9 protein-coding genes are annotated in these 11,383 nt (G+C 71.5%); 8 read left to right on the top strand and 1 reads right to left on the bottom strand.

Features of this window, described 5'->3' with window-relative positions:
- Positions 1-28: 28 nt before the first annotated feature.
- A complete protein-coding gene (locus MU522_RS01780; RefSeq protein ID WP_246992041.1) occupies positions 29-1,273 on the bottom strand; it encodes a CAP domain-containing protein in 1,245 nt (414 codons plus the stop codon).
- 109 nt (positions 1,274-1,382) lie between these two features.
- On the opposite strand from MU522_RS01780, the gene MU522_RS01775 reads away from it, so the two are divergent.
- From MU522_RS01775 to MU522_RS01740, 8 genes are all read left to right on the top strand, one after another.
- Positions 1,383-2,819 carry a hypothetical protein gene (locus MU522_RS01775; RefSeq protein WP_246992039.1) on the top strand — a complete coding sequence of 479 codons (1,437 nt, stop codon included), beginning with the start codon at positions 1,383-1,385 and terminating at the stop codon, positions 2,817-2,819.
- A gap of 71 nt (positions 2,820-2,890) precedes the next feature.
- Complete coding sequence (rfbA, locus tag MU522_RS01770) at positions 2,891-3,763, top strand: glucose-1-phosphate thymidylyltransferase RfbA (RefSeq protein ID WP_128189109.1); 873 nt, start codon at positions 2,891-2,893, stop codon at positions 3,761-3,763.
- A gap of 1 nt (position 3,764) precedes the next feature.
- Positions 3,765-4,844 (top strand): glycosyltransferase family A protein, encoded by a 1,080-nt coding sequence (locus tag MU522_RS01765; protein ID WP_128189108.1) that lies wholly within the window; start codon positions 3,765-3,767, stop codon positions 4,842-4,844.
- Positions 4,845-4,906: 62 nt separating this feature from the next.
- Entirely contained in the window at positions 4,907-6,754 is a 1,848-nt protein-coding gene (locus MU522_RS01760; protein WP_246992037.1) for a rhamnan synthesis F family protein, read from the top strand.
- Positions 6,755-7,987 (top strand): acyltransferase, encoded by a 1,233-nt coding sequence (locus MU522_RS01755; protein WP_246992035.1) that lies wholly within the window; start codon positions 6,755-6,757, stop codon positions 7,985-7,987. It abuts the gene before it with no gap.
- Positions 7,984-9,186 (top strand): hypothetical protein, encoded by a 1,203-nt coding sequence (locus MU522_RS01750; RefSeq protein WP_246992033.1) that lies wholly within the window; start codon positions 7,984-7,986, stop codon positions 9,184-9,186. Before MU522_RS01755 ends, MU522_RS01750 begins: the two co-directional genes overlap by 4 nt.
- A 70-nt stretch (positions 9,187-9,256) precedes the next feature.
- Positions 9,257-10,111, top strand: coding sequence for an ABC transporter permease (locus tag MU522_RS01745; RefSeq protein WP_240671293.1), 855 nt, complete (start codon positions 9,257-9,259; stop codon positions 10,109-10,111).
- The gene (locus MU522_RS01740; RefSeq protein WP_246992031.1) at positions 10,111-11,307 is read left to right on the top strand and encodes an ABC transporter ATP-binding protein; all 1,197 of its coding nucleotides are present in this window, start codon (positions 10,111-10,113) and stop codon (positions 11,305-11,307) included. The genes MU522_RS01745 and MU522_RS01740 overlap by 1 nt, the downstream gene beginning before the upstream one ends.
- Positions 11,308-11,383: the final 76 nt, after the last annotated feature.

Raw genomic sequence — 11,383 nt, 5'->3', positions numbered from 1 at the left:
CCTTCGCAGGGAGAGCCTAGCCGCGCGACTACTTCTGGCCGAAGTCGAGCACGTAGTACCAGTGCCCGTCGCTGCTCGGGGCGACGCCGACGCCGATCAGCGTGCGGCTGCTCGTCATGAGGTTGTTGTAGTGGCCGGTGGAGGCGAGCCAGCGCTCCATGATCCGCTCCTCGTCGGGAGTCGGGACGCGGTCGCGGGCGACGTTCTCGCCCCAGCTGCGCATGCTGCACGCACGCATGTCGGCGGTGAGGTCGGGGTTGTGCGCCGAGCCGGTCGTCCGCAGCCACGCCATCGACTCCGCCCAGTGCTGGGCGACCTCGTCGAGGCACGGGTCGAGCCGCAGCGCCGGCAGGTCGCGCTCGGCGCGCTCGGCGTTGACGAGCGCGAGCATGTCGGCGCGGGCCGTCTCCATCGTCTGGCACACCGCGGGGTCGACCTGGTTCGCGCCGGTCCCGGTGCAGTTCACCGGGTCGGCGGGCACGGGCGGGGGAGCGGCCACGCGGCGCACGCCGAGGGTGTCGGCGCCGTCGCCGTTCCAGTCGCCCGCGAAGGCGACGTCGTCGACGCGGCCGTAGACGACCGTGACGTCGGCCTCGCCGGGCCGGATCTGGTTGGCGATGAAGTACGTCGAGTCGCGGCGCACGGCGAAGGAGTCGCTGCGGTTGCCGTCCCAGTCGCCGACGAGCACGTCGTCGTCCTCGCGGCCGTACTGGACGACGACGTCGGCCGGGCCGCTGGTGATGGTGTTGCGAACGTGGTACTGCGCCCCGCGGCGCACGGCGAACGTGTCGGTGCGGCTGCCGTCCCAGTCGCCGACCAGCACCGTGTCGCCGGAGCGCCCGTAGGCGATCACCGCGTCGGCGCTGCCGTCGGAGAGCGAGTTGCGGACGTGGAAGACCGTGTCGCGGCGCACGGCGAGCGTGTCGACGCCGTCGCCGTCCCAGTCGCCGACGAGCACCTGGTCGTCCGAGCGGCCGTAGGTGAAGGTCTGCTGCGGGGCGACGGATGCGTTGGCGTTCGAGAGCGAGAAGGTCGCGCCCCGGCGATGCATGGGCGTGTCGACGCCGTCGCCGTCCCAGTCGCCGAAGTACACCTGGTCGGTCGCGAGCCCGAACGAGAACTGGATGTTCGCGGTCGTCGTGAACTGGTCGTTGAGGTAGTAGGCGTTGCCGGAGCCGCCGACCTCGAGCCCCTGCGCCTCGGCGCGCTCCGCGCCGCCCTGCGCGACGCCGAGCGTCGCCATCAGTGCGAGCGCGGCCGCGGCCGCCGTCATCCTGCGCATCGTGCACCGTCTCTGTCGTGACCAGCAAACGGGTGCGATCCTCCCAGTCGTACCCCATGCGGGTCAAGGGAACATTGAGGGTCTGGATAGGCTGTGCATCATGACGGACGCGGCGGAGGGCACCCCCGCGCGACCCGCCGCCGACGCGCCGGAGGCCGTCGAGCGCCGTGCGGAGGCGGGCCTCCCCGCCCGCCGGCGCACCCCGCGATGGGTCGACGCGCTCGTCATTGTCGCCCTCGCGGCGCTCGCGATGGTGGCGGTGCTCACGGTCGTGGCGCGCGGCGCGCCCCTGTCGGCGCTCGACGAGCCGTCGCACATCGACTACGCGTGGAACGCCTCGCAGCTCGAGATCCCGGCCGCGGGCGACTCGATCGATCCCGAGGTCATCGAGCTCTGGAACTGCTACGGCAACGAGCTGCTGCGGCTGCCGGCCTGCGGCACCACCGGCCCCGCCGAGGCGTACCCGGTGTCGGCCGCGCAGTACAACTTCTCGCATCCGCCGCTCTACTACCTCGCGACGGGCATGGCTGCGCGCGCCGTCGAGTCGGTCACCGGCTGGAACTTCGTGCTCTCGGCCCGAGCGCTCGGCGCGGTGTGGCTCGCGGCGGGCATGGTCGTCATGCACCTGGCGCTCCGCCGCCTCGGCGTCGGCCCGGCGCTCGCGGGGTCGGTCGCCGCGCTCGCGGGCATGTGGTGGGCCGGGCTCACCGCCGCCACGATCGTCACGAACGACGCGCCCTTCCTCCTCACGACCGCGCTCGGCCTCCTCGCGCTCGGCGGCGCGGTCGACCCGCGCGGCCGGCGCCGCTGGCTGCCGGCGGTGCTGCTCGTCGCCCTCGCGGCGCTCGCTGCCGGCGTCAAGGTCATGAACGCGCTGCCGTTCCTCGCGATCGCCGGCGCGTTCGTCGTGCTCGCGCTGCTGCCCGAGCGCTACCGCCCGTGGGCCGGGCGCGGCTGGCTGCTCGCGACGGGCGCCGCCATGGTCGCCGCGGTGGGGGCGGTCTACGTGCTCTGGACCCGCTTCCAGGCCGGCCGCGGCGACCCCGACTGGGAGAACCCGGTCGAGGGCGTCAACACCCAGCCCTTCACCGGCACGCCGTTCCTCGAGTGGCTGCCGACGATCCCGCGCGGCCTGTCCACCATGGGCCACACGTACGCGCAGGAGGGCGTCGCCTCGGGCGAGCTCGTCGCCTTCGTCGGCGGGATCGGCTCGATCGTCGGCCTCGCGGCGATCTTCGTCGGCCTCGCCGTCGCGCGGCGCGGCAGCGCGCTCGCGGTGATCGCGATCGCGGCGCTCATCGGCTCGCTGGGCTGGCCGCTCATCGTGCAGCTGCAGTCGTTCCTCTCGAGCGGCGGCACGCACTACTTCCCCCGGCCGAGCGCGCGCTACGGCGCGACGATGGGCTTCGTGGCCTTCGCGTCGCTCGCGCTCATCGCGCAGCGGCTGCGCTGGCAGGCGCTCGTGATCGCCGGATGCCTCGCGGTCGTCGTCACGACGCTCGTCACCGTGGTCATGGGTCCCGTCGCCGGCTCCTGAGGCCGCACGCGACCTCCGGCCACATAGACTGCATCGCACCCGACAGCGACCGGAAGGACGGGCATCGACCCATGCGCGGCATCATCCTTGCAGGCGGCAGCGGCACGCGGCTGTGGCCGATCACCAAGGGCATCTCGAAGCAGCTCATGCCCATCTACGACAAGCCGATGGTCTACTACCCGCTGTCGACGCTCATGATGGCCGGCATCCGCGAGGTGCTCGTCATCACGACGCCCGAGTACAACGAGCAGTTCAAGGCGCTCCTCGGCGACGGCTCGTCGCTCGGCATGCGCATCGAGTACGCGGTGCAGCCGAGCCCCGACGGCCTCGCGCAGGCGTTCATCATCGGCGAGGAGTTCCTCGACGGCGACTCGGCGGCGCTCGTGCTCGGCGACAACATCTTCCACGGCACGGGGCTCGGCTCGAACCTGCGCTCGCACACCGACGTCGACGGCGGCGTCGTGTTCGCCTACCAGGTCGCCGACCCGAGCGCCTACGGCGTGGTGGAGTTCGACGACCAGATGAAGGCCGTCTCCATCGAGGAGAAGCCGGCCCACCCGAAGAGCAGCTACGCCGTGCCCGGCCTCTACTTCTACGACAACGGCGTCGTCGAGATCGCGAAGTCGATCGAGCCGAGCGCTCGCGGCGAGCTCGAGATCTCGAGCATCAACGAGCGCTACCTCGACGAGGGCAGGCTGCAGGTGCAGGTGCTCGACCGCGGGGTCGCGTGGCTCGACACCGGGACGTTCGAGTCGATGATGCAGGCGAGCGAGTACGTGCGGGTCATCGAGGACCGGCAGGGGTTCAAGATCGGCTGCATCGAGGAGATCGCCTGGCGCGCCGGGTGGATCGACGACGCGCAGCTCGCCGAGCTCGCGAAGCCGCTCGTGAAGAGCGGCTACGGCGCCTACCTCGAGCGGCTCCTCGAGCAGGGGCGTCGCTGACATGGCCGTCGACGTCGCCGTCGTCGTCCGCACGAAGGACCGCCCGCTGCTGCTCGAGCGCGCGCTCGGCAGCATCGACGCGCAGACGGAGCGCCCGCGGCAGCTCGTGGTCGTGAACGACGGCGGCGATGCGGCGGGGGTCGAGCGCCTGCTCGACGCGGTGCGCGGCACCGTCGCCGACGAGGTCGTGGTCGTGCACCACGAGCAGCCCGTCGGGCGCCCCCGCGGCATGAACATCGGCGTGCGCGCCTCGAGTGCCGCCACCTTCGTCTTCCACGACGACGACGACAGCTGGGACCCTCGGTTCCTCGAGCGCACCGCCGCGCACCTCGCCGAGCACGCCCACGAGGCCGCCGTCGCCACCCGCACCGCGGTCGTGTGGGAGCGGGTCGAGGGCGACGAGGTCGTCGAGCTCGAGCGCGAGGTCTACCAGGCGCGCACCACCGCGGTCACGCTCACCGAGACGCTCTACCGCAACGCGACGCCGCCCATCTGCCTCGTCTACCGCCGCAGCGCCTACGACGCGGTCGACGGCTACGACGACCGCCTGACGGCGCTCGCCGACTGGGACCTGCTGCTGCGGGTGCTGCGCACGTCGGAGGTGGGCTTCATCGACGGCGAGCCGCTCGCCTTCTGGCACCACCGCCGCGACGACACCTCCGCCACCGGCAACAGCGCCTACGCCGACGCCGACGCGCACGCCGCCTTCAACCTCGGCATCCGCGACGACTACCTGCGGCGCAGCATGGCCTCGGTCGACGACCTGGGCGCAGCCCTGTTCGTCGCCGACGGCTTCCGCCGCATCGACGAGAAGGCCGACGCCGCGCGCGCCGAGGCGTCGCGGGTGGCGCACGAGCGCACCGAGGCGCAGCGCGACCACCTCGAGGCGGTGCACGCGAGCCTCGCGGCCGAGCTCGGCCGCACGCGCGAGGCCGTGGAGCGCATGGAGCGCGAGCTCGCGGCCCTGCGCGCCCAGGTCGCGCGCGGCGTGGGCGGCACGATCCGGTCGGTCGGCGGCCGCGTCGCGCGCGGCCTGCAGACCGGCGCCGGGCGCCTGCGCCCGCCCCGCTCCGGCGACTGAGTCCGCGATGGACGGTACCCTGGGGGCTGCCGTTCTGCTCGCCGACCTGTGAGGCCCACCGCATGCCCAACGTGCTCTTCTACCTCGTCTACGACAAGGCCGGGCATGTCGGCGACTTCATCCCGCACCACCTGCAGGCGGTGCGCGACCACTACGAGCACATCTTCGTCGTCTCGAACTCGCCGCTGAGCGCCGAGGGGCGCAGCACCCTCGAGGCGGTCGCCGACACGGTCTGGGAGCGCGAGAACGTCGGCTTCGACGTCATGGCCTACCGCGACGCGATGCGCGAGTTCGGCTGGGACCGGCTCGCCGGCTACGACGAGCTGACGCTCATGAACTACACGTTCTACGGCCCGATCGGCTCCTACCAGCCGATGCTCGAGCGCATGGCCGCGACCGAGTGCGACTTCTGGGGCGTCACCGACCACGGGCCCGCGGTGAGCAGCCTCGCCGCGACCGGCACGCTCAAGCGCCACCTGCAGACGCACTGGATCACCGTGCGCCGCAGCATGCACCAGAGCCCCGCGTGGCGCGAGTACTGGGACGGCATGCCGCCGATCGAGTCGTACGAGGACTCCATCGGCCAGCACGAGGGCCGCTTCACCGACCACTTCGAGTCGAAGGGCTTCCGCTCGGCGACGGCGTTCCCCGAGGCCGACTACCCGGTCGCGCACCCGATCTTCGACATGATCACCGAGATGGTCGACGACGGGCTGCCGATCATCAAGCGCCGGCTGTTCTTCCACGACCCGCTCTACCACGACGAGCGCGCGATCCGGGCGGGCCGCGTCATCGAGCGGATGCGCGACAAGGGCTTCCCGATGCGGCTGCTGTGGGAGGACCAGGCCCGCACGGCGCAGCCGCGCGCGCTCCACGCCAACCTGGCGATGCTCGACATCCACCCCGACGTCGACCTCGGCGGCGCCGACCCGTCGACGCTGCGCGTCGGCGTGCTCGCCCACGTCTACTACGACGACCTCATCGACGAGCTGCTCGACCGCGCCGACACGATCCCGGGCGGCTACCGGCTCATCGCCACGACGAGCGACGACGCGAAGCGCGAGCGCATCCTCGAGCGGCTCGCCGCGCGCGGCCGCACGGGCGACGACGTGCGCGTGCTGCCCTCCAACCGCGGGCGCGACATCTCGGCGTTCCTGCTCGGCTGCCGCGACGTGCTGCTCGGCGACGAGTTCGACGTGATCGTGAAGCTGCACTCCAAGCGCAGCCCGCAGGACGGCTACACGAAGGGCACCTTCTTCAAGGACCACCTGCTGCTCAACCTGCTCGGCTCGCCCGGCTACACCGCCAACGTGCTGCGCGGCTTCGCCGCCGACGACACGCTCGGCATGGTGTTCCCGCCGATGATCCACATGGGCTACCCGACGATGGGCAACGCCTGGTTCACGAACCGCGCGCCCGCGCAGCGGCTCGCGAAGCGGCTCGGCATCGACGTCGAGTTCGACGACCTGAGCCCGCTCGCGCCCTACGGCTCGATGTTCATCGCCCGGCCCGCTGCGCTGCGGCCGCTCCTCGACGCCGACTTCGCGTGGGACGACTTCCCGACCGAGGGCGGCTACTCCGACGGCGGCCTCACGCACGTCGTCGAGCGCCTGTTCGGCTACGCCGCCTTCAGCCGCGGCTACCAGGTGCGCACCGTCATGGGCACACGGCAGGCGGTCGAGTCGCACACGATGCTCGAGTACAAGCTCGACGCGATCTCGGCCGGCATCCCGGGCGCCCCGGAGGAGCAGATCGCCCGCGTGCGCGCCAACAGCGGCATCGACCTCGTCGCCGCGCTCAAGCTGTCGGTGCTGGGCCGCTCGCCGCGCCTCGCGAAGGCGCTCGTGCCCGCCTACGCCGCCATGCGCGGGGGCTACCGCAACGCGCGGCGCGTCCTGAAGAGGCGCTGAGTGGGCGAGCGGCGCACCGCGCTCACGCTCGAGGAGGCCTTCGACCCGCGGTCGAACAGCATCGGCTTCCTCCGGTGGCTCATGGCGTTCCTGGTGATCTTCAGCCACGCGGGGCCGCTCGGCGGCTTCTACGGCGGCAACGACCTCGGCGTGCAGATCTCGACCGAGCAGTCGCTCGGCGGCGTCGCCGTCGCGGGCTTCTTCTTCTTCTCCGGGTTCCTCATCACGCAGTCGCGCATGGGCCGGTCGTCGATCTTCCGCTACTTCTGGCGCCGCGCGCTGCGCATCTTCCCGGCGTTCTGGCTCGCGCTGCTCACGACGGCATTCGTGCTCGCGCCCATCGCCTGGTGGCGCGAGACGGGCAGCATCGACGGCTACTTCACGGCGCCGCGCGAGTCGCCCTGGACGTACTTCCTCAGCAACATGTGGCTCGAGCTCGGGCAGCGCAACATCGCCGAGATGGGCGACTCGCTGCCGTTCGCCTCGCACGGCGGACACGACTGGAACGGCTCCGCCTGGACCCTGCTCTACGAGTTCCGCGCCTACATCCTCGTCGGGTTCATGGGGCTCCTCGGCCTGCTGGCCTACCGGTGGCTCACCACGGCGGTCGCCTCGGCGATCATCGTCCTGAACGCGATGCAGTGGATGGGCGCGGGCACGGTCGGGAACGCGTGGCGCTGGCTGAGCGACCCGTTCATGCTCATGTTCCTCGCGCCCTTCGCCTTCGGCATGCTCTTCGCCGTCTGGAAGGACCGCATCCCGATCGACGACCGCCTCGCGATCGCCGCCGCGCTCGGCGCTGGCGCGACGTACGCGTTCGGCGGCTGGAACATCTGGGGCACCTACCTCTTCAGCTACGTGCTCATGTGGTTCGCGGTGCGGGCGACGCGGCTGCGGAGCTGGGAGAAGCCGGGCGACTTCTCGTACGGCGTCTACATCTTCGCGTGGCCGATCATGCAGTTCGCTGCCTACTTCGGGCTGCAGGACGCCGGCTGGCTCGTCTACCACGTGGTGATCATCGTGGCCGTCCACATCGCCGCCTACCTCTCCTGGCACCTCATCGAGCAGCCGGCGATGAGCCTCAAGAACTGGACGCCGGGCTGGCTCGAGCGCCTCTACGCGCGCGCGATCACGCCCGCGTGGGAGCGGCTCATGGGCCGCGTCGTCGACCCGCGCTTCTCGTCCACGCCCCGTGCGGTGCGGATGCGCGCCGAGAGCGGGAGCGGCGCATGACGGCCGAGGGCGGGCAGGGCCCGCGCGACCTGCCGGAGGCGAAGGCGTCGTGGCGCCACGACCACCGGTGGCGGCTCGTGCCCTTCGTGCTGCTGATCGCGCTCGTGGTCGTCGCGACGATCGCAGGCATGGTCTGGCGCTCGCAGCAGAGCCCGCTCGGGGAGGGCGTGATCCAGCCCACGGCCGAGCCGGGCGCGCCGCTGCCCGCCGCGTGCGCCCCGGACTTCGCCGAGCCCGCCGTGGATCCGTGGGCTGGCGAGGCCGCGGCCGCGTCGGAGGCGGTCTGGCAGGAGCACGTCGACGGGCTCGGCGGCTACTGGGTCGAGGGCGACGACGGCCACGTGCTGCTGGGCGAGCCCCACTGGTCGAACCTCTCGCAGGCGGTGGGCCGCAGCGAGCTGTCGCCCGAGCACGTCGAGGCGTGGGACGGCTACCTGTCGAACATGCGCGCCGACCTCGCCGAGCAGGGGCGCGACCTGTACGTGGTCGTCGCGCCGGCGAAGTGGCAGATCGTGCCCGAGGCGCTGCCCGACTGGATGGAGGCGCTGCGGGGACCGGGCCACTTTGCGCAGCTGCAGGAGGAGCTGCCGGAGGTGCCGTGGGTCGACGTGCGCGCGGCGATGGCCGAGGAGGCGGCCACGACGCCGCTCTACTCGCCCCTCAACAGCCACTGGACCGACTACGGCGCATCCGTCGCCTTCGCGCAGCTGGCCGAGTGCATGCGGGAGGCGGATGCTTCGCTCGCGGCGATGCCGGAGCTCCCGATCGAGGGTGCCGACGTCGTGCTCGACCGCAACGAGTTCGCCGGCGTGGGCCTGCCGCGCGAGCCCGGCCCCGACTGGACCGTGCCGGTGTGGGCGGAGGAGCCCGCGCCCATGACGATCGTCGGCCCCGACGGCGTCGAGCGCGAGGCCGACGCGGCCACGTCGACCGACATGGAGGGCCTGCCCATCACCACCAGCACGTCGGCGGCGCCCATGGAGCAGCACGTGCTGCTCGTGCGCGACTCGACCGGCAGCCAGATCGGCCCGATGTTCCAGTCGACGTTCCAGGAGACGACCCAGATCCGCTCGTCGCTCGAAGCGCCGTCGGGCATGCCGGACGTCGCCGCGGAGGCCGAGGCGGCGGGCGCGGATCTCGTCGTGCTCGTGCTGACGCAGCGCTACCTGCAGGTCGTGCCGGGCGTCGAGGGCCCGTGATGCAGGCGCCTGCGGTGGTAGTCTCGCCTCTGCCCGAGCGACGTTCCCGTCCGCCGGGGGACGGAGGACGATGAGCCAGGTCGAGCGCGAGAGCAGGCGCGAGGAGCGCAGGGTCACCCTGAACCTGATGCGCAACCTCACGCTGCGCGAGATCCGCGCGCAGTACAAGCGCACCTTCCTCGGCCGCGTCTGGTCGCTCATCAACCCGCTCGCGCAGATCGCGGTCTACTCGATCGTCTTCGGCCTGCTCTTCCAGCTGCCGGTCGCGCCCGGCACGAACTCGGGCCTCGAGGTCTTCCCGCTCTGGATCGGCGTCGGCGTCATCGTCTGGGGCTTCATCTCGGGCTCCGTCGCGGCCGGCATGAACAGCATGCTCGACAACGCGGGCCTGCTGACGAAGGTGTACTTCCCGCGCTCGGTGCTGCCGGTCTCGTCGGTGCTCTCGTCGAGCTTCAACTTCGGCATCGAGCTGCTCGTGCTGCTCGCGGTGATGGCGCTCGTGGGCGGCCCGCTCGTGCTGCTGTACGCGCCGCTCCTCGTGCCGCTGCTCGTGCTCACCTTCGCCTTCGTGCTGGGCATCTCGATGGTGCTGAGCGTCGCGAGCATCTACTTCCGCGACCTGCGGCATCTCTGGAGCATCTTCAGCCAGGTATGGATGTACGCCTCGGGCGTGCTCTTCTCGGTCGAGCTCGTGCGCGAGCGCCAGGAGGCGTTCGCCGCCGACGGCGTCGACCTGCCGCTCGTCGCGATCTTCCAGGCCAACCCGGCCGAGCGATTCATCGAGGCGTACCGCAACATCCTCTACGACTTCGCGGTGCCCACGTGGGACATCTGGGTGACGCTGCTCATCTGGTCGGCGGCGTCGCTCATCGTGGGCAAGCTCGTCTTCGACCGTCTCGCCCGCGACATCGTCGAGGAGATCTGATGACCGCCGCCGTCGACGTCGACCACGTCTCGAAGTCCTTCCGCGTCTACCGCGACCGCAACCAGTCGATCAAGCAGACCCTGCTGAGCGGGCGCCGCGCGGTCTACGACCGCTTCGAGGCGCTCAAGGACGTCTCGTTCGAGGTGCCGGAGGGCTCGACGTTCGGGCTGCTCGGGCGCAACGGCTCCGGCAAGTCGACGCTCCTGAAGTGCATGGCGCGCATCCTGAACCCCGACTCCGGCTCGATCACGACCCGCGGTCGCGTCGCGGCGATGCTCGAGGTCGGCTCCGGCTTCCACCCCGAGCTCTCCGGTCGCGAGAACGTCTACCTCAACGGCTCGATCCTCGGCATGACGCGCCAGGAGCTCGACCGCAAGTTCGACCAGATCGTCGCCTTCTCGGGCGTCGAGCGCTTCATCGACCAGCCGGTCAAGAACTACTCCTCGGGCATGTACGTGCGCCTGGGCTTCTCCGTCGCCATCCACGTCGAGCCCGACGTCCTGCTCGTCGACGAGGTGCTCGCCGTCGGCGACATGGAGTTCCAGGAGAAGTGCATGGACAAGTTCGCGCAGTTCCGGCGCGAGGGCCGCACGGTGATCGTCGTGAGCCACGGCATCGAGCAGATGCGCACGTTCTGCGACCACGCCGCGTGGCTCGACAACGGCGTCCTGCAGGACGTCGGCGTCGCATCCGACATCGTCGACGAGTACGCCGACTCGGGCCACGCGGTGACCGCCGGCCCCGGCGGCGGCGTGCGCCACGGCTCGGGCGAGGTGCAGTTCACGCGGCTGAGCCTCGTCGACGAGCACGGCGACGAGGTGTCGGAGGCGCGCGCGGGCGCGTCCGCGACCTTCCGGCTGTCGTTCGAAGCCTCCGAGCGCATCGAGCGGCCCGTCTTCGGGGTGCAGCTGCACACCGTCGACGGCATGCACCTGTGGAGCCTGCACGGCCGCGACAGCGGGTTCGTGCCGGAGGCGGTCGAGCGCGGATCGGGCTCGGTCGACGTGCGCGTCGAGCACCTGCCCTTCGCCCCCGGCGCCTACACGATCTCGGCCACCGCGCAGGACGAGCACCGCACCCACATGTACGACTCGCTCCAGCACGCCGGCCACTTCACGGTGCTCGGCGGCGGCTTCCGCACCTCGGGCGGTATGCTCGCGCTCGACGGCAGCCTGCTCGACCTGCGGCAGGGCTGACCGGGCCCGCACCACCCATCGCCCTTGCGCGGCACACGCCGTGGGGTAGCATCGACGCGCCCGAACTCTCAAGGAT

The organism is Agrococcus sp. SCSIO52902, from assembly GCF_022983135.1.
Lineage (GTDB): Bacteria > Actinomycetota > Actinomycetes > Actinomycetales > Microbacteriaceae > Agrococcus > Agrococcus sediminis.
The sequence above is the reverse complement of the archived record's forward strand: the minus strand, read 5'-3'. Positions and strand labels throughout refer to the sequence as shown.